This window comes from bacterium (genome assembly GCA_019637795.1).
Classification (GTDB): Bacteria; Desulfobacterota; Binatia; order HRBIN30; family CADEER01; genus JAHBUY01.
In genome coordinates, this window is record JAHBUY010000002.1 from 92,945 (window position 1) to 111,901 (window position 18,957).

The following is an 18,957-nucleotide window of genomic DNA, read 5'->3' on the forward strand; positions in this document are numbered from 1 at the left end:
GCCCCTGTTGAAGCTCAGTGATTTTGTCCGCCTAACTGCTCAGTGAAAATGTCCGCCCCTCCGCGGCAAAGAAGGAGGGATGGAGAGGATGAGCAAGCGGCAATGGAAGCGGCTGGACGCCGTGGAGCGGATCGAGCGAGGGGCGCTGACGGTGGGAGAAGCGGCAGAGGTGCTGGGACTGTCGAAGCGGCAGGTGCGACGGCTGCGGCGGGCGGTGGGGCGGCGTGGGGCGAAAGGAGTGCAGCACGGGAACACGGGGCGGGCGCCGAAGCACCGCTTGGGGGAAGCGGTGCGGGAGCAGATCCTGGAGCTGCGGCGCAAGAAGTACGACGGGTTCAACGACCAGCACTTCACCGAGAAGCTGGGGGACGTGGAAGGGGTCAAGGTCTCTCGGGCCAGCGTGCAGCGGCTGCTGCGCGCGGCGGGCATCGGGCCGCCGCGCCGGCGGCGCGCCCCGAAACACCGCCGGCGCAGAGACCGCAAACCGCAGGCGGGGTTGATGATCCTCTGGGACGGCAGCCGACACGAGTGGCTCGAGGGGCGCGGGCCGATGCTGTGCCTGATGGGAGCGATCGATGACGCGACCGGCGAGCTGCTGCCTGGGGCGTCGTTCGTGGAGCAGGAGTGCGCGGCAGGGTACCTGCGGGTGCTGCGAGCGATCGCGGAGGCGAAAGGACTTCCGTACAGCGCCTACATGGATCGGCACGGGAGCCTGAAGCGCAACGACGCGCACTGGACGCTGGAAGAGGAGTTACGCGGGGTCCAAGACCCGACGCAGGTGGGCCGGGCGCTCGCGGCCTTGGAGATTGAGGTGATCTACGCGCTGTCGCCGCAGGCGAAGGGCCGAGTGGAGCGGCTGTGGGGCACGCTGCAGGATCGGTTGGTCTCCGAGCTCCGGTTGGTGGGGGCCACGACCGTGGAGGAGGCCAATGCCGTGCTGGAGGCCTTTCGGGCGGAGCACAACCAGCGGTTTGCCATTCCCCCGGCCGAGGCCACCCCGGCGTGGCGGCCGGTGCGACGGGGGACCGATCTGAGCCGGATCTGCAGCTTCCAGTACGAGGCGACCGTGCTGAACGACAACACCGTGCGGATCGGCGGCCTGGTCCTCGACATCCCGCCCGGCCCGCGCAAGCGCAGCTATGCGGGGACGCGCGTCGAGGTGCGCCAGCTCCTCGACGGCAGCTGGCGCGTCTACGGCGGCGACACGGTGATCGCCACGGCCGCCGCCACCTCGCCCGGCGCCCTCCGCACGCTCAAGCGCCGGCGGCGGCGGCCGCCGAGCGCCGCCTCGGTGGGGAAAACTCCAGTCGCCCTGCGGGCTCCTTCCGTTTCCCCCACCGACATGATCCCGTCACCACCACGATGAACCCCGGGGGGACGGAATCACTGAGCAGTTGAGGGCGGACAGAATCACTGAGCAGCGACAGTCGGCCATGCGGCCCCTTGACGCCTCCGCGACGGCCAGCCTAGTAAGGGGCCTTGCGCGTTCAGTATTTGATGCGTTCCGACGCCGGCTGCGCATCGGCTGTCACGCTGGGGGGATCAGATGAGATGCCGTGCCAGTCGCCTGATTCGGGGAGTGCTCGCCGCCCTGCTGCTCGTGCAGGCGGGGTGTAGCGCCGCCAACCGCCCCGGGTGGCTGCAGGAGCCGGGCTGGAACAAGCCCTGGAGCTACCGCTCCGGCGTCGCCGCCGCCGTCTGCGCGGCGATCGGCGCCGGCGCCGGCGTCGGCATCCAGCAGGCCCGGACGAGCTGCGCCACGGCGACCGTCAACGGGCAGAAGATCCAGGACTGCCAGTCGATCTCGAACTCGAACGACGACACCTTCTGGCTCTGGGGGGCGCTGATCGGCGCCGCCAGCGGCGCCGTGCTCTGCGGCGTGCTCGGGCACGTGTTCCTCGACCCCGCCGCCGAGCCGGAGCCGGTGACGCCGCCGCCGCCACTGCCCGAGCCGACGCCGGAACCGCCCGTGCGCCAGCGCATCGTGCTGCGCGGCGTGAACTTCGCCTTCAACTCGAGCGCGATCGAGCCCGAGTCGCGCCCGGTGCTCGACGAGGCGGCGAACATTCTGAAGCGGCATCCGGATGTGCAAGTCCTGGTGAAGGGCTACACTGACGCCATCGGCAGCGTCGAATACAATCAGGCGCTCTCGGTCCGACGGGCCGAGGCGGTCTTCCGTTATCTCGTGAACCAGGGGGTCGACCCGGAGCGGCTGACCGTCCAGGGCTTCGGCAAATCGAACCCCGTCGCGTCCAATGACACCGAAGCGGGCCGTGCCCAGAATCGCCGCGTCGAGCTGCATCCCGTGCAGAGCGACGCCGCGCCGTGACCGCGGGCGCGCCATCCGCTGGATCCATATGGAGGAACCCATGACCTTTCCCAGACAGCTCGCGGCGCTCTGCGGCGGCCTGGCGCTGGCGCTGCTCGCCGCCGCGCCGACGCGCGCCGACGTCAACCCCGGCGACGTCATCAACAAGGACAACAAGGACAAGGTCACCGACCTCGTCTCGCCGGGCGTGATGTGGTGCATCGAGCACGGGATGACGATGAAGATCGTCCCGTACCAGAAGATCGACTGGAACCCGGCCTACAAGGAGGCGACCGAGAAGTACTCCGGCCAGGTGAAGCTGTCGGCCGACGGGCGCACGATCGAGAACCACGTCGGCGGCCTGCCCTTCCCGAACATCGATCCCAACGACCCGAACGTGGCGCTGAAGATCATGTTCAACTACGAGTACAAGCCGTTCGTCACCGACGACCAGGACCTGCGCAACTTCGACGCGGACACCGGCACCGTCTCCGACAAGCCGCTCGACGTCGAGCGCCACTACATCCTCGACCACCTGCGCACGCTCTTCTACACCGGTCGCCTGTACATCGATCCCAAGCCCATCCTGCTGCCCAACACCGACGGCGTGCGCGCCAAGCAGTCCCTGCACCCGATCCTCGAGCCCTTCGACCTCAAGGGCGTCGGCCTGACCGGCATCCGCTACCTCGACCCGGATCGCCAGGACGACACCTGGCTGTATCTGCCCACCCTCCGCCGCGTCCGCCGGCTCTCCAGCGCCCAGCGCTCGGACGCCCTCTTCGGCCAGGACACGGACGTCGACAGCTACGGCGGCTACGCCGGACAGATCCCCTGGTTCACCTGGAAATTCCTCGGCAGCAAGAAGATCCTCGGCACCTTCCATGCCGAGAAGTTCCCGGTCGAGTACTGCCCGGGTGGCGCCGACTTCGTCTACTGCGACAATTGGGAGCCGCGCGACGTGTGGGTCGTCGAAGGCACCGCCAAGCAGGCGCAGTACGCCTACGGCAAGCGCGTGCTCTTCATCGACAAGGAGTCGTACTACATCGCGTACAGCGACATCTACGACAAGGCCGGCCAGCTCTGGAAGGTGTGGCTCAACCAGTTCGGCTTCCGCAACAAGGCGGCCCCGGGCTACGGCGACACCTACGATTCCGTGATGCCGTTCACCCACAGCATCACCATGGCCGACATGCAGCTCAGCCACGCCACGCGCGCCGCGCTGCCGAGCCCGAAATACCCCGGCGAGCCGGGCTGGTACTTCAACCAGGGCGCGAAGACCGGTCTCACCGAGGAATTCTTCACCATCGCCCACATGATCGCGGCCTCGAACTGAGCGCCGATCCCGACCCGAAGCGAAGGGCCGACCGGCATCGCCGGTCGGCCCTTCGTCGTTGCGAGGGAGCCGATCGCCCGCGCGTCGTAGTGCCAGCGCCGCCGGGGGCGCCGCGGGCTACTCCTCCAGCGCCGCCCGGGCGGCGTCCTGTTCGGCGGCGCGCTTGCTCGGGCCGTAGCCGACCGCCAGGCACTGCTCGGCGACCCACACCTCGATCGTGAAGCGGCGCGCGTGCGCCGGCCCGCTCTCCTCGACCACCCGGTACTCGGGCACGATCCGCTGCGCCGCCTGCGTGCGTTCCTGCAGGATGGTCTTCCAGTCCGGCGCGCCGACCATGCCGCCGCGGGCGATGTCCTCGGCGAAGTGGCGCGCGATCAGCGCCCGGGTGCGCGCGAAGCCGCCGTCACGGAAGACCGCGCCGAGCGCCGCTTCGTAGACGTAGGCGAGGATCGAGGCCTTCTCGCGCCCGCCGCTGCGATCCTCGCCCCGTCCCAGGCGCAGCGCTTCGTCGAGGCCGAGGGCGCGCGCCTTGTCCGCCAGTGTCACCGTGCGCACCAGGGTGGCGCGCCGCTTCGACAACTCGCCCTCGTCGAGCTCCGGCAGGCGCAGCAGCAGCAGATCGGCGATCACCAGGTCGAGCACGGCGTCGCCGAGGAACTCGAGTTGCTCGCCGGCGCGCACGGCGCCGACCGGCAGCGCCGACGGGTGGGTGAGCGCCGCGTCGAGCAGACTGCGATCGAGAAAGCTGTAGCCGAGCCGCTCCTCGATGCGCCGGAACTCGTCACCCAGCGCTCGCGCCACCGAGGCCCCCTACCCGCTCGCCGCGCAGCCGGTCGCCCACCCGCGCCAGCACCCGCACGGGCACCTCGTGGTTGGCGAGGTCGTCGTCACCGTCGAGCAGCACCCGGGCGTAGTTCCGGCTGTAGCCGATGAGCTTGCCGGTCGACGCATCGCGCGTCGACTCGACCAGCACCCGCAGCTCCTGCCCGAGGCAGCGCTCGGCGAAGGCCTCGCGCTGCGCGCGTCCGAGCCGCCGCAGTCGCCCGGCGCGTTCGCGGATCACCGCCGGCGCCAGGTGGTCGCTCGCCTTCGCCGCCGTCGTGCCGCTGCGACGCGAGTAGGGAAAGACGTGCAGGTAGCTGAAGCCGCTCTCGGCGAGCAGCGCCTCGGTGGCGGCGAAGTCGGCGTCGCCCTCGCCGGGGAAGCCGGCGATGACGTCTGTTCCGAGCCCGGCGCCGGGGAGGCGGCGGTGGATCTCTGAGGCGACCGCGCGCACCAGCGCCGCGTCGTAGAGCCGGCGCATGCGGCGCAGCACCCGGTCGGCGCCGGCCTGCACCGGCACGTGCAGGTGCTCGCACAGCACCGGGCTGCGCGCGATCAGATCGAGCAGGCGCGGCGTCACCTCCGGTGGGTCGATCGAGCTGAGGCGGACGCGCGGCACCGGCGCCGCCTCGGCGATCATCTCCACCAGGTCGGCGAGCTGCAGCGGCGTCTCCAGGTCCTTGCCGTAGCCGCCGAGATGGATGCCGGTGAGCACGACCTCGCGGAAGCCGAGCCCGGCCAGGCGCGCGAGCTCGGCGAGCACCCGGCGCGGCGACACGCTGCGGCTGCGACCGCGCGCCATCGGCACGATGCAGAAGGTGCAGAAGAGATCGCAGCCCTCCTGCACCTTGAGAAAGGCGCGGGTCTGCCCGGCGAACGCCTCGGCGCCCAGCGTGCTCACCGTCGCCGCCCGGCGCAGGTTGCTGACGAAGACCCGGCCCTCGGCATCCGGGATCTGGTCGCGCACGGCGCGCAGCAGGTCCGGCAGGCGGCCGACGCCGATGACATAGTCGACCTCCGGCAGATCGGCGCGCTGCGGGCTGGTCTGCGCGAAGCAGCCGGTGAGGATGACGCGACCGCGCGGGTTCCAGCGCCGCGCCCGGCGCGCCAACTGGCGGCTCTCGGCATCGGCGCGGTCGGTGACCGTGCACGAGTTGACGACGTAGACGTCGGCGCCGGCGGCGAAGGGCACCGGCTCGCAGTCGGCGGCGAGCGCCGTCTGCATGGTCGCCGTGTCGTACTGGTTCACCTTGCAGCCGAGGGTGGCGAAGGCGACGCGCAACTTGCGGCTCATGGGTTCGCCGCCCCGCCGATCGCCGGCTCCGCCGCCCCGTCGGGCAGCGCGGCGCGGATCCACCCGCCGCCCAGCACGCGCTCGCCGTCGTACAACACCGCCGCCTGCCCGGGCGTCACGGCGCGCAGGCCGTCCGCGGCGACGACCACGAAGCCCTCCGCGTCGGCGCGGACGACGCGCGCCGCCTGCGGCGCGAAGCGCGAGCGGATCTTGACCGCGACCGGCGCCCCGACGGCCGGCGGCGCCGTGAGCCAGTTCACCGCCGCGGCGACGACGCCGCGCGCCAGCACCTGCGCCGCGCCACCCAGGCGCACCGTGCCGTCCGCCTCGATGGCGGTCACGTAGCGCGGCGCGCCGCCGGCGACCCCGAGGCCGCGGCGCTGGCCGATGGTGAAGCGGTGCACGCCGTCGTGGGTCGCGATCACCTGACCGGCCGCGTCGACCAGGCGGCCACCGCGCAGTGGTTCCGGCGAGGGGTGTCGCTCGACGAAGGCCGCATAGCCACGGCGCGGCACGAAGCACACCTCCTGGCTGTCCGGCTTGCCGGCCACCGGCAGGCCGCGCCGCGCCGCCGCGGCGCGCACCTCGGACTTGCACAGGCCGCCGACCGGGAACAGGGTCCGCGCCAGCACCGCCCGTTCGATGCCGAAGAGGAAATAGGACTGGTCCTTGTCGGCGTCGACCCCGGCGAGCAGCGCCGCCCCGTCGCCGGCGCCGGCGATCCGCGCGTAGTGGCCGGTGGCGATGCGCGTCGCCCCGAGCTCGCGCGCGCGCTCCCAGAAGCCGGCGAACTTCACGTGCTGATTGCAGCGCGCGCACGGGTTCGGAGTCCGCCCGCGCCGGTACTCGGCGACGAAGTCGTCGACCACGGCGCGTGCGAAGGCGGCGCTGAAGTCCATCACGTAGAAGGGGATGCCCAGGCGCTCGGCCACCAGGCGCGCGTCGAGGAAGTCGTCGAGCGAGCAGCAGCCGCTGTCGCTCGCGCCCGCCCACAGGCGCATCGAGATCCCGACCACCTCGTAGCCGGCTTCCACCAGCAGCGCCGCGGCCAGTGAGCTGTCGACGCCGCCGCTCATCGCGACCACCACCCGTTCCCGCGCCATCGCCTATCCCACCGCCCGCGCCGCGAGCGCGCGGGCGCGCGCCACGACCCGCCGCAGCGCCGCCGCCGCGGCCTCGATCTCCGTCGCCGTCGTCCGCGGCCCGAGGCTGAAGCGCACGCCGCCGCGCGCCGCCGCGTCGTCGCAGCCGATGGCGCGCAGCACGTACGAGGCCTCCCCGGATCCGGCCGCGCAGGCCGAGCCGACGGAAGCGCACACCCCCTCGAGATCGAGCGCCGCCACCACCGTCTCCCCGGCCAGGCCGTCGATGCCGAGGCACAGCGTGTTCGGCAACCCTCCGGTGCCGGGCCCGTGGCGCCGCACGCCGTCCACCCCGGCGACCGCCTCCCACAGCCGCGCCCGCAATGCCGCCAGGCCGGGGGCGGGCGCCACCGCGAGCGCGGCGGCGAAACCCGCCGCCGCGGCCGCGTTCTCGGTTCCCGGCCGCAGGCCTCGCTCCTGCTCGCCGCCGCGCAGCAGCGGCCGCACCCCGACGCCGCGGCGCACCACCAGCGCGCCGATGCCGACTGGTCCGCCGAGCTTGTGCGCCGAGAGCGTGCACAGATCGACCGCGCCCGCGTGCACCGGAACGCGCCCCACCGCCTGCGCCGCGTCGACGTGGAGGAGCACGCCGCGTGTCCGACAGAGGGCGGCGATCTCGGCGATCGGTTGCAGGGTGCCGATCTCGCCGTTCGCCCAGCCGATCGAGACCAACGCCGTGTCCGACCGCAGCGCGGCCGCGACGTCATCGACCGCGATCCGCCCCTCGGCATCCACCGGTAGCCAGGTGACCCGCGCGCCGCGCCGCTCGAGCTCGCGCACCGGCGCGAGGACCGACGCGTGCTCGATGGGCGTGGTGACGACGTGCCCCCCCGCCACCACCGACCCGAAGAGAGCCAGATTGTTGGCCTCGGTGGCGCCGCTGGTGAAGCACACCGACGCCGCGGGGACGCCGAGGATCTCGCCGATCGCGCGCCGCGACCGCTCGAGCACGGCGCGCGCCGCCCGCCCCGCGGCGTGCGCGCTCGACGGATTGCCGATCCCCTCGTCCAGCGCCGCCAGCATGGCCTGGCGCGCCACCGCCGCGAGCGGCGCGGTCGCATTGTGGTCGAGATAGATCATCGCCCCGAACGCGCCGCGCTGCCTCCTACGGCCGCCGGCTGCGGGCCCGCGGGGCGCGCCGGGCGCTTCGCTTGCCGTCCTTGTAGAGCTTGTACTCGAAGCTATCGACCAGCGCCTGCCAACTGGCCTCGATGACGTTCAGCGACACGCCCACCGTGCCCCAGCGGTCGACGTCGTCCGCCGACTCCATCAACACCCGCACCGGCGCCGCGCTGCCCGCGGCGCCGCTCAGCACCCGGACCTTGTAATCGAGCAGGCGCACGGCCTCGATGTCGGGATAGAAGCGGCGCAGGGCGCGCCGCAGGGCGGTGTCGAGGGCGTTCACCGGGCCGTTGCCTTCGGCCGCGGTGTGCTCGATGTCGCCGGTCGGCCCCTTCAGCATCACCGCCGCCCAGGCCGACGCGGGACCGTGCTCGATGCGCTCGTCGGTCCTGACCGCGACGGAGCCGTTGTCGCCGAAGACCAGGCGCATGTAACCCTTCTCGTCGACGACCCGGAACTGCACCAGCTCGAAATAGCGCAGCTCGCCGTGCTGGATGCGGTGCATGCGCAGCTCGAGGGACGCCTCGGCGCCCTCGAACTGGTAGCCCTGGTGCTCGAGCTGCTTCACTTCCTGCAGCAGGTGCTTCACGTGGCCGTCGAGCGCCTCCATGTCGACGCCGAACTGCCTGGCCTTGTAGACGATGTTGGCGCGCCCGGAGAGGTCCGACACCAGCACCCGCTGCGTGTTGCCGACCAGCGCCGGATCGATGTGCTCGTAGGTCCGCGGATTGCGTTGCACCGCCGCGACGTGGACCCCACCCTTGTGCGCGAAGGCGCTCTGCCCGACGTAGGGCTGGCGCTTGCTCGGTTCGACGTTGGCGAGCTCGTCGACGAAGCGCGACACCTCGTGCAGGCGACGCAGGTTGGCGGCGCTGACCACGTGGTAGCCCATCTTGAGCTGCAGATTGGCGATCACCGAGCAGAGGTTGACGTTGCCGCAGCGCTCGCCGATGCCGTTGATCGTGCCCTGCACCTGGATGGCGCCGTGCTCGACGGCGATCAGGCTGTTCGCCACCGCCAGCTCGGAGTCGTTGTGGCAATGGATGCCGATCGGCGTCGGCCCCTGCGCCCGCACGGCGTCCACCGCCGCCGCGATCTCCCACGGCATGCGGCCGCCGTTGGTGTCGCACAGGCAGAGGACGTCGGCGCCGGCGTCGGCGGCGACACGCAGGCACTCGAGCGCGAACTCCGGGTTGGCGCGGTAGCCGTCGAAGAAGTGCTCGGCGTCGTACACCACCTCGTCGACGTGGCGCTTCAGGTAGCGGATGGTGTCGTGGATGAGGTCGAAGTTCTCGGCCAGGGGGATGCGCAGGTCGTCGCGCACGTGCAGATCCCAGCTCTTGCCGAAGATCGTCACCACCGGGGTGTCGGCGCGCAGCAGCTTCTCGAGGTTGCGGTCGTCGCTGGCGCGGGCGCCGGCGCGGCGCGTCGAGCCGAACGCGGCGACCCTGATGCGCGTCAGCTTCCGCTGCTTCACCGCCTGGAAGAACGCCTCGTCGCGCGGGTTCGAGCCCGGCCAGCCGCCCTCGACGTAATCGATGCCGAAGTCGTCCAGGCGCTCGGCGATGCGCAGCTTGTCCTCGAGGGTGAGGGCGATGTCCTCCGCCTGGCAGCCGTCGCGCAGCGTCGTGTCGTAGATGTGGATGGTCTTCGCCACGCTCAGGCCTCCGACGGCGCCTCCTCGATCAGCGCCTTGTGCAGCGCCCGCACCGCCAGCTCGCCGTACTTCGCCTCGATGACGACGGAGATCTTGATCTCCGAGGTCGAGATCATCTGGATGTTGATGCCCTCGTTGGCCAGCGTCTCGAACATGCGCGCCGCCACCCCGGCGTGACTGCGCATGCCGAGGCCGACGACCGACACCTTGACCACCTCGGTATCGGCGCTCGCCTGTGCGCCGATCTCGCGCGCCGTCTCCTCGACCATCTGCAGCGCCCGCGCCACGTCGGTCTTGGGCAGCGTGAAGGTGAAGTCGGCGTCGCCGGCGGTGCTGGCGTTCTGGATGATCATGTCGACGCTGATGTGCGCCCGGGCGATCGGGCCCAGCACCTTCGACGCCAGGCCCGGCTTGTCGGGGACGTGGCGGAGCGTGATCTTCGCCTGGTCGCGGTCGAGCGACACGCCGGATACCATCACCTGTTCCATCGCCTCGTCCTCTGGCACCACCCAGGTGCCGTCGCTGTCGTCGAAGCTGGAGCGCACGCAGAGCGGCACGCCGTAGCGCTTGGCGAATTCCACCGAGCGGATCTGCAGCACCTTGGCGCCGAGACTGGCGAGCTCGAGCATCTCGTCGTGCGAGATGCGCTGCAGCTTGCGCGCCTGCGGGCAGATGCGCGGGTCGGTGGTGTAGACGCCGTCGACGTCGGTGTAGATCTCGCACACATCGGCCGTGAGGGCCGCCGCCACGGCCACCGCCGAGGTGTCGCTGCCGCCGCGGCCCAGGGTGGTGATGTGGCCGTGCGCATCGACGCCCTGGAAGCCCGCCACCACCGCCACCTCGCCGCGGTCGAGCACGGCGCGGATCTGGTCGCCGTCGATGCGCTGGATGCGGGCCCGGCCGTAGGCGCTGTCGGTGTCGATGCGAACCTGGTGGCCGAGGAACGAGCGCGCCGGGATCCCCTGCCCCTGCAGCGCGATCGCCAGCAGCGCGCTGGTCACCTGCTCGCCGGTGGCGATCAGCACATCGACCTCGCGCAGCGAAGGCTGCGGCGCGCAGCGCTGCGCCAGCTCGAGCAGCCGATTGGTCTCGCCCGACATCGCCGAGACCACCACCACCAGACGGTGGCCCGCCGCGTGCCCGGCCGCCACCCGCGCGGCCACCGCCTGGATGCGCTCGATGCTGCCGACCGAGGTGCCGCCGTACTTCTGGACGATCAGACTCATCTCACAGCCCACACCCGGATGGACACCGCCCCCGCCCGCCCCACGCCGGCGAGCACCGAAGCAGTCGCTGCGCCATCGACGCGTTCGTTGCGGTCCGATCCGTGTGCATCGGCGTGGGGCGGGCGGGGTCGCTGTCCATCTGTGCTCAGCCCTTGCGTGTCAGGGCGTCAATCGCGGCACCATAACCCGAACCATGCGCGACGGCCAGCAGGCGCCGGCCGCCGGGAACGAACTCGATGCGGACCTCGAGGTGGTCGCCGAGTGGCTCGTCCAGGCGCTCCGGCCACTCCACGGCGCAGACCCCGGCGCCGAAGATGTATTCGCGCAGGGACAGCGAGTCGACATCTCCCGCGGGGAGGCGGAAGAGGTCGATGTGGTAGAGCGGCAGGCGCCCGCCCTCGTGGGGAATCAGGATCGGGAACGAGGGACTGCGGATCTCCTCCGGCGGCACCCCGAGGCCTTCCGCCAGGCCGCGCACGAAGCAGGTCTTGCCGGCGCCGAGCTCGCCGGAGAGGCCGATGCGTTCGCCGCCGCGCAGGGCCGCGGCCAGGCGGCGGCCGACGGCGCGCGTCTCCTCCTCGCTGGTGGTGATCAGCTCGACCCGGTCCATCACCCGGCCAGCAGCGCTGCCATGGCGGGGCGCAGGCCCTCGACCACGTCCCCCGCCAGCAGCCCGACCTCGCCGTCGGCCGCCGCCCGGTCCGCCGCCAGGCCGTGCAGGTAGACGCCGAGGCAGGCCGCCTCCGCGGGCGGCAGGCGTTGCGCCAGCAGGCCGCCGATGGCGCCGGCCAGCACGTCTCCCATGCCGCCGGACGCCATGCCGGGATTGCCGGTCGGATTGATCCAGGCGAAGCCGCCCGGCTCGGCGATGACCGTCCGCGCTCCCTTGAGCACCAGGGTACAGCCGTGGGCGGTGGCGAAGCGGCGCGCCTGACCGATGCGGTCGGCCTGCACGGACGCGGTGTCGCCGCCGTTCAGCCGGCTCATCTCCCCCGGGTGCGGGGTCAGCACCGCCCGACCGCCGGCGGCGCGCAGCGGCGCCGGGTCACGGCCGAGGATGGTCAGCGCGTCGGCGTCGAGGACGATTGGCAGCCCCGTCTCCTCGAGCAGCCAGCGCACCGTGGCGGCGGCGCCGTGGTGGGTCCCGATGCCGGGGCCGATCACCACCGCGCTCTTGCCGCCGACCAGGGCGGCGAGGCGCGCCGCGTCGAAGCGGATGCGGCCGTCATCATCGGGCAACGTCTCGGTCATCGCCTCGAGCACGCCGGCGGCATACACCGGATACAGCGATCGCGGGCCGACCAGGGTCACCAGTCCGGCGCCGACCCGGCCGGCGCCGCGCGCCGCAAGTTGCGCGGCGCCGGTGTGCCCGAACGAACCGGCGATGATCAGCACGTGGCCGCAGTCGCCCTTGTGGACCTCGGGGTCGCGGCGCGGCGCCAGGCGGGCCGCATCCGCGGCCTCCAAGAGCGCGGCGCGCGCCGGCACCGCGGCCAGCGCCGCCGCGGCGAGGCCGATGTCCACCACCGCCAGCGCGCCGCAGTGGCGCACGCCCGGATGCTGGACCTGGCCGGCCTTGGCGAAGCCGAACGTGGCGGTCACCTCGGCCTGCACGGCGACGCCCAGCGGCCGGCCGCGGTCGGCGTCCAGGCCGGATGGAATGTCGACCGCCAACACCGGCGCGCCGCAGGTGTTGACGATCTCGATCGCCGACGCCGGCAGGCCCCGAACGGCGTCGCGCAAGCCGGTGCCGAAGATCGCATCGACGACGGCATCGACCTCGCCGGCCATCGCGCTCAGGCGTGCCAGGCCGGCGTCGTCCGTGATCTCGACCAGCACCCCGCGCAGTCGTCGATAGGCGCGCAGGTTGCGCAGCGCGTCCCCGCCGACCTCGGCCGCGCGCCCCAGCAGCGCCACCTGGACGCGCGCCCCGCGCTTCTTCAGCAGCCGCGCGATGACGAATCCGTCGCCGCCGTTGTTTCCCTTGCCGGCGACGATCAGCACCCGCGCGCCGCGGCGCCGCAGGCGCGGCACGCACTGCAGAAAGGCCGCCGTCGCCCCCTGACCGGCGCGTTCCATCAGGACGTTCCCGGGCGTGCCGCCCTCGATCGTCAGCCGATCGAGGGTCCGCATCTCCTCCGCGGTCACCAGGCGCATGGCGACTGCGCCGGCGGGCGACCCGCTCGCAGTGCGGCGCCAAGTCCGGCCGCCCCGGTCATGCGCCCGCCGCGGCGACCATCGCCGCCTTCAGCTCCCGCACCGCGGCCTCGAGGCCGACGAACAGCGCCCGCGCCACCACGCTGTGACCGATGTTGAGCTCGTGCATGCCGGGAACGGCGGCGATCGGCCCGACGTTCTCCACCGTCAGACCGTGCCCGGCGTTGACCACCAGGCCGAGCGAGCGGCCGAGCGCGGCGGCGGCGCGGACCCGCGCCAGCTCTGCGGCGCGCCCCGCCGCATCCGGCGCGTCGGCATAGCGGCCGGTGTGGATCTCGATCGCCCGGGCCCCGAGGCGGTGCGCCGTCTCGACCTGCGCCGGCTCGGCGTCGATGAACAGGCTGACGCGCGTGCCACCGTCCTGCAGTCGCCGCACGGCGTCGCCGACCACCGCCGGGTTGCCCGCCGCGTCGAGCCCGCCCTCGGTGGTCACCTCCTGGCGCCGCTCCGGCACCAGGCAGACATCGGGCGGACGCAGTCGGCAGCCGATCGCGACCATCTCGGGCGTCACCGCCATCTCCAGGTTCACCTTCGTCGACACCGCCGCCAGCAAGCGCTCGACGTCGCGATCCTGGATGTGCCGGCGATCCTCCCGCAGGTGCACGGTGATGCCGTCGGCGCCACCGCGCTCCGCCGCCCGCGCCGCCTCCACGATGTCGGGATACGGCGTGCCGCGCGCCTGGCGGACGGTGGCGACGTGATCGATGTTCACGCCGAGGCGGATCATGGGAGGACGTCGGCCCGCGCCCCCCTCGCCGTTGGCCCGGTTCGGCGACCGCCGCGGCGCGCCCGCGGTCCTGGCGTGGCGGCGCGCGGGCTCACCGACGCGCCTCCTCGTCGCGCGCCCCCACCTGCTCGCGCAACGCCGCCGCGATCTCCTCGCAATAGCGCTCCACCTGGCCGATGTGCTCCCCCTCGACCATGACGCGGACCAGCGGCTCGGTGCCGGAATAGCGCACGAGGACGCGGCCGCGCTCGCCGAGATCCGTGCTCACCCGGTCGATGACCCGCTGCACGACGGGCAGCGCCGCCAGCTCGCGGCGCTCGCGAACGCGCACGTTGACCAGGCGCTGCGGCAGGCGCTGCATGACCCGGCGCAGCGCGCTGAGCGGACGGCCCGTCTCCACCATCACCGCCAGCACCGCCAGCGCCGACACCAGACCGTCGCCGGTGGTGCCGTGCTCGAGGAACACGATGTGCCCCGACTGCTCGCCGCCCAGCAGATGGCCGCCGCGCACCATCTCCTCGACCACGTAGCGGTCGCCGACCTGGACGCGGCTCAGCGCGATGCCATGGGCGCGCAGCGCCAGATCGAGGCCGAGGTTGCTCATCACCGTCGCCACCACCGCCCCGGTCGGCAGGCGGCCGCTGCGCTGCAGCTCGATCCCGAGCATCGCCAGCACCTCGTCGCCGTCCACCACCTCGCCCTGCTCGTCGACCAGGATGACGCGGTCGGCGTCGCCGTCGAGGGCGACGCCGATGTCCGCGCCGTCCTGCCGCACCCGCGCCGCCAGGCCCTGCGGGTGCAGGGCGCCGCAGTCGCGGTTGATGTTGGTGCCATCGGGCTCGTCCGCCATCGCCACGACGTCGGCGCCGAGCTCGGCGAAGACCTCCGGGCCGACCCGGTACCCGGCGCCGTTGGCGCAGTCGATCACCACCTTCACGCCGTCCAGCGTGCGCTGGCGCGGAAAGGTGTTCTTGAGGAAGACGTTGTAGCGGCCGAGCGCGTCGTCGACGTGGAAGGCCTTGCCGATCTGATCCGCGGTCGGCCGCAGCCCGTCCGTCCCGCTGCCGAGCACCAGATCCTCGATCTCGCGCTCGACGTCGTCGGCGAGCTTGAAGCCGCTGGAGGCGAAGAACTTGATGCCGTTGTCCTGGAACGGGTTGTGCGAGGCCGAGATCATCACCCCGGCGTCGGCGCGCATGCTGCGGGTGAGGAAGGCGATCCCCGGGGTCGGAATCGGCCCGCACACCAGGACGTCGACGCCCATCGAGCAGATCCCGGACGTGAGCGCGCTCTCGAGCATGTAGCCGGAGAGGCGCGTGTCCTTGCCGATGATGATCTTGTGGCGGCGCGGGCTGCGCTTGACGACATGCGCGATGGCGCGGCCGAGGCGGACCGCGGTCTCCGACGTCATCGGTTCGACGTTGGCGGTGCCGCGAATCCCGTCGGTCCCGAACAGACGCGGCCGCGCCGCCCTCTCATTGCCCATCGGCTCTCCGTCTCTGGCGCAGGACGCGCAGCTCCACCACGGCGGGATCCTGTTTGACGAGCTCGATGCCGGCCGGCAGGTCCACCGCCGGGGTGACTCGGTAGCTGCCCGGCTCGCGTCCGCCGGCGTCGATATAAACCGCGCCGTGGTCGAGCTCAAGCGCGTCGGTCGCCGACTGCGGTCCGCGCACCGTGATCTGCTGCTTCGGCGGCACGACGGCCGTCTGGTAGTCGGCATTGCGAACGACGATCGTCACGCCGCTGAGCGTCCGCGTGCGCTCCGGCTCCTCGAGCCGCACCTGGACGTGGACCAGCGCGGCGCTGAACGACAGGAACTCCCCCGGGACGTCGAGCGGCAGCTCGCGCTCGAGCAGGCCGGCCTGCGCGTCGGCGAGATCGAGCGGATCGGTCTCCGCCGTCTTCAGCGCGCTCACCTCGGCCGCCGGCCCGACCACCTCCACCGACTCGGGCGCCACGCGCGTGTCGGTGACGAGCAGATTCGCCGGCGGCTTGCCGGCGAAGGCGACGTGCACCGGCACGCGCTTGCGCATCACGGCGGCGAGCTCGAGCGTCACCTCCGCCGGCGTCATGCGCACGATGGTGACGCCGCGCGGCAGATCGAGGGTGTCGCCGACGATGCGGAACACCGCCGGACCCGGCCGCACGCCGTGCAGGTCGAGGGTGATCGCGGCGCGCTGCGGATCGATGCGGTTGAGCAGCGTCCGCGGGCCGCGCACGACGAGGTCGATGAAGTCGACGCGCGGGCTCACCAGCATCACGTTCGGGGGCCGGTTCCGCAGCTCCACCGGCACCTGCACCGCGATCTCGGTGTCGCGCTCGCCGGCGTTGACGAAGAACCAGAGCCCGACGGCGATGACGAGCGAGAGCAGCTTGACGCCGGCGTTGTGCAGCAGCAGCCAGCGCAGCGACTCGCCGACGTCGCGCAGGGTGATGTCGCGCAGGCGGTCGCGCCAGGTCATACCACGAGCTTCTGCAGCGTGCCGCGCAGCGAGCCGGCGTCGAGGTCGCGCGTCAGGCGGCCGTCGAGCACCAGCGAGATGCTGCCGGTCTCCTCCGAGACCGCGATCACCACCGCGTCGGTCTCCTCGGTGATGCCGATCGCCGCGCGATGGCGGGTGCCGAAGGTCTTGCTGACGTTCGGATTGGTGGTCAGCGGCAGGAAGCAGCCGGCGGCGGTGATCCGCCCCTTGCGGATGATCAACGCCCCGTCGTGGATCGGCGACGTCGGCGTGAAGATGCTGACGATCAGCTCCCGGCTGATCTGCGCGTCGATCGTCGTCCCGCCCTCGATGAACTCGTTGAGGCCGGTCTCGCGCTCCAGGACCACCAGGCCGCCGACGCGCCGCCCGGCGAGCGTCACCACCGCGCGCAGGATCTCCTCGAGGTCCTGGCCGCGCAGCGCGCTGGCGGCGCCGAAGATCGGCCGGCTGCCGACCTGCACCAGGGCGCGGCGGATGTCGTGCTGGAAGATGATGACGATGACCAGCAGGACGGAGCTGAGGAAGTTATCGAGGATCCAGTTGACCGTGTAGAGGTCGAACAGCCGCGACGACAGGTAGATGAGGACGACGATGCAGAGCCCGATCAGCATCCGCGCCGCGCGGGTGCCGCGGATGAGCTCGATCAGGCTGTAGACGATGAACGCGACGATGCCGATGTCGACGGCATCTTGCAGGCGGAAGTTGTCGAGAAAAGTCACCCGCCCGGGGTCAGGCTCGCTGATCGCTGGCCACGGTCAGCGGCGAGCGCGCGTCGCGCTGCTCGCGTTGCACGCGCAGGATCTCGTCGATCTGCGCGCTGTCCAGGGCTTCCTTTTCCAGCAACTGCTCCGCCAGGGCGTGCAGCCAGTCGATGTGCTCGCCGAGCAGCGACTTGGCGCGCTCGTAGCCCTCGCTGACGATGCGCCGCACCTCCTCGTCGATCTCCTGCGCGGTCTTCTCCGAGTAGTCCTGCACCTGGGCGAAGTCGCGGCCGAGGAAGACCTGGTCCTCCTTCTTGCCGAACGCCACCGGGCCGAGCCGCTCGCTCATGCCGTACTCGCAGACCATGCTCTTGGCGATCTCGGTCGCCTTCTTGATGTCGTCGTGCGCCCCGGTGGTGACGTGGCCGAAGACGATCTCCTCGGCGCCGCGGCCGCCGAAGCACATCTGGATGCGGCTCAGGCACCAGTCCTTGGTGACGTTGTGCCGCTCGTCGGCCGGCAGCGTCGTCGTCACCCCCAGCGCCATGCCGCGCGGGATGATGCTCACCTTGTGCACCGGGTCGACCCCCGGCGTCAGCTTGGCGACCAGGACGTGCCCCGCCTCGTGGTACGCGGTGTGCCGGCGCTCCTCGAGGCTGAGGATCATGCTCTTGCGCTCCGAGCCCATCAGGACCTTGTCCTTGGCGACCTCGAAATCGAGCATCGTCACCCGGTCCTTGTTCTGCCGCGCCGCCAGCAGCGCCGCCTCGTTGACCACGTTCTCGAGGTCGGCGCCGGCGAAGCCCGGCGTGCCGCGGGCGAGCAACTCGAGGTCGACGTCGTCCGAGAGCGGCAGCTTGCGCGCGTGCACCTTCAGGATGCCCTCGCGCCCCTTCACGTCGGGCCGCGGCACCACCACGCGCCGGTCGAAGCGGCCCGGGCGCAGCAGCGCCGGGTCGAGCACATCGGGCCGGTTGGTGGCGGCGATCAGGATGACCCCCTCGTTGGTCTCGAAGCCGTCCATCTCCACCAGGAGCTGGTTCAGCGTCTGCTCGCGCTCGTCGTGCCCGCCGCCCAGGCCGGCGCCGCGGTGGCGGCCGACGGCGTCGATCTCGTCGATGAAAATGATGCAGGGCGCGTTCTTCTTCCCCTGCACGAACAGGTCGCGGACGCGCGAGGCGCCGACGCCGACGAACATCTCGACGAAGTCGGAGCCGCTGATCGAAAAGAACGGCACCCCCGCCTCGCCGGCGATGGCGCGCGCCAGCAGCGTCTTGCCGGTGCCCGGCGAGCCGACCAGCAGCACGCCCTTGGGGATGCGGCCGCCCAGCTTGGTGAACTTCTTCGGGTCCTTGAGGAAGGCGATGATCTCTTCCAGCTCGTCCTTGGCCTCGTCGACCCCGGCGACGTCGCTGAACGTCACCTTCTGGGTGTTCTCGCTCAGCATCTTCGCCCGGCTCTTGCCGAACGACATCGCCTTGCCGCCGCCGACCTGCATCTGGCGCATGAAGAAGATCCAGACGCCGATCAGGAGGAGCACCGGGAACCATTGGACGAACGCGACCACGTACCACGGGTCGCCGACCTCCGGCTTGGCGATGATCTTGACGTCCTTGGCCCGCAGCATCTTGACCAGGTCCGGGTCCTCCGGCGCATAGGTCTTGAAGCGCTCGCTGCTGTGGAAGCGGCCGCGGATGTTCTGGCCTTCGATCTCGACGTCCGTCACCTCGCCCTTGTCGACGGCGGCGACGAAGTCGCTGTAGGACACGTCCTGCAGCTTGGTCTGCTGCTTGGTGAGCAACTGGAACAGCAAGAGAATCATCAGCCCCAGCACGAGCCAGAGCGCGACGTTTCTCGAAAATTGATTCACATGACCCCCGGAAGGCTCAAAATCGACGCCAGCCTAACATGGCACATATCCT

The 18,957-nt window shown here is 71.7% G+C and carries 15 protein-coding genes; 3 read left to right on the top strand and 12 right to left on the bottom strand.

Features of this window, described 5'->3' with window-relative positions:
* The first annotated feature begins 88 nt into the window (after positions 1-88).
* From KF840_05775 to KF840_05785, 3 genes are all read left to right on the top strand, one after another.
* Positions 89-1,366, top strand: coding sequence for an ISNCY family transposase (locus KF840_05775; GenBank protein MBX3024403.1), 1,278 nt, complete (start codon positions 89-91; stop codon positions 1,364-1,366).
* 213 nt (positions 1,367-1,579) lie between these two features.
* Positions 1,580-2,329 carry an OmpA family protein gene (locus KF840_05780; protein ID MBX3024404.1) on the top strand — a complete coding sequence of 250 codons (750 nt, stop codon included), beginning with the start codon at positions 1,580-1,582 and terminating at the stop codon, positions 2,327-2,329.
* 40 nt (positions 2,330-2,369) lie between these two features.
* Positions 2,370-3,641, top strand: coding sequence for a DUF1329 domain-containing protein (locus tag KF840_05785; protein MBX3024405.1), 1,272 nt, complete (start codon positions 2,370-2,372; stop codon positions 3,639-3,641).
* A 117-nt stretch (positions 3,642-3,758) separates the two neighbouring features.
* Here KF840_05785 and rnc read toward each other — a convergent pair whose 3' ends face one another.
* The 12 genes from rnc to ftsH form a co-directional block, all read right to left on the bottom strand.
* Positions 3,759-4,430 (bottom strand): ribonuclease III, encoded by a 672-nt coding sequence (rnc, locus tag KF840_05790; GenBank protein ID MBX3024406.1) that lies wholly within the window; start codon positions 4,428-4,430, stop codon positions 3,759-3,761.
* The gene (mtaB, locus tag KF840_05795) at positions 4,423-5,757 is read right to left on the bottom strand and encodes a tRNA (N(6)-L-threonylcarbamoyladenosine(37)-C(2))-methylthiotransferase MtaB (GenBank protein ID MBX3024407.1); all 1,335 of its coding nucleotides are present in this window, start codon (positions 5,755-5,757) and stop codon (positions 4,423-4,425) included. The genes rnc and mtaB overlap by 8 nt, the downstream gene beginning before the upstream one ends.
* A complete protein-coding gene (gene mnmA, locus KF840_05800; GenBank protein ID MBX3024408.1) occupies positions 5,754-6,860 on the bottom strand; it encodes a tRNA 2-thiouridine(34) synthase MnmA in 1,107 nt (368 codons plus the stop codon). The genes mtaB and mnmA overlap by 4 nt, the downstream gene beginning before the upstream one ends.
* Positions 6,861-6,863: 3 nt before the next feature.
* Positions 6,864-7,979 carry a cysteine desulfurase gene (locus tag KF840_05805; GenBank protein ID MBX3024409.1) on the bottom strand — a complete coding sequence of 372 codons (1,116 nt, stop codon included), beginning with the start codon at positions 7,977-7,979 and terminating at the stop codon, positions 6,864-6,866.
* A 25-nt stretch (positions 7,980-8,004) separates the two neighbouring features.
* Positions 8,005-9,678: a citramalate synthase gene (gene cimA / locus KF840_05810; protein ID MBX3024410.1), complete on the bottom strand. Its 1,674-nt coding sequence runs from the start codon at positions 9,676-9,678 to the stop codon at positions 8,005-8,007.
* Between the two features lie 2 nt (positions 9,679-9,680).
* Complete coding sequence (locus KF840_05815; protein ID MBX3024411.1) at positions 9,681-10,904, bottom strand: aspartate kinase; 1,224 nt, start codon at positions 10,902-10,904, stop codon at positions 9,681-9,683.
* Between the two features lie 145 nt (positions 10,905-11,049).
* Positions 11,050-11,514: a tRNA (adenosine(37)-N6)-threonylcarbamoyltransferase complex ATPase subunit type 1 TsaE gene (tsaE, locus tag KF840_05820; protein MBX3024412.1), complete on the bottom strand. Its 465-nt coding sequence runs from the start codon at positions 11,512-11,514 to the stop codon at positions 11,050-11,052.
* Positions 11,514-13,061 carry an NAD(P)H-hydrate dehydratase gene (locus KF840_05825; GenBank protein ID MBX3024413.1) on the bottom strand — a complete coding sequence of 516 codons (1,548 nt, stop codon included), beginning with the start codon at positions 13,059-13,061 and terminating at the stop codon, positions 11,514-11,516. Before KF840_05825 ends, tsaE begins: the two co-directional genes overlap by 1 nt.
* A 58-nt stretch (positions 13,062-13,119) precedes the next feature.
* A complete protein-coding gene (pdxJ, locus tag KF840_05830) occupies positions 13,120-13,848 on the bottom strand; it encodes a pyridoxine 5'-phosphate synthase (GenBank protein ID MBX3024414.1) in 729 nt (242 codons plus the stop codon).
* Between the two features lie 91 nt (positions 13,849-13,939).
* Entirely contained in the window at positions 13,940-15,571 is a 1,632-nt protein-coding gene (locus KF840_05835) for a phosphoglucosamine mutase (protein MBX3024415.1), read from the bottom strand.
* A 738-nt stretch (positions 15,572-16,309) separates the two neighbouring features.
* Entirely contained in the window at positions 16,310-17,053 is a 744-nt protein-coding gene (gene cdaA, locus KF840_05840; protein MBX3024416.1) for a diadenylate cyclase CdaA, read from the bottom strand.
* 10 nt (positions 17,054-17,063) lie between these two features.
* The gene (gene ftsH, locus KF840_05845) at positions 17,064-18,905 is read right to left on the bottom strand and encodes an ATP-dependent zinc metalloprotease FtsH (GenBank protein MBX3024417.1); all 1,842 of its coding nucleotides are present in this window, start codon (positions 18,903-18,905) and stop codon (positions 17,064-17,066) included.
* Between the last annotated feature and the right edge of the window lie 52 nt (positions 18,906-18,957).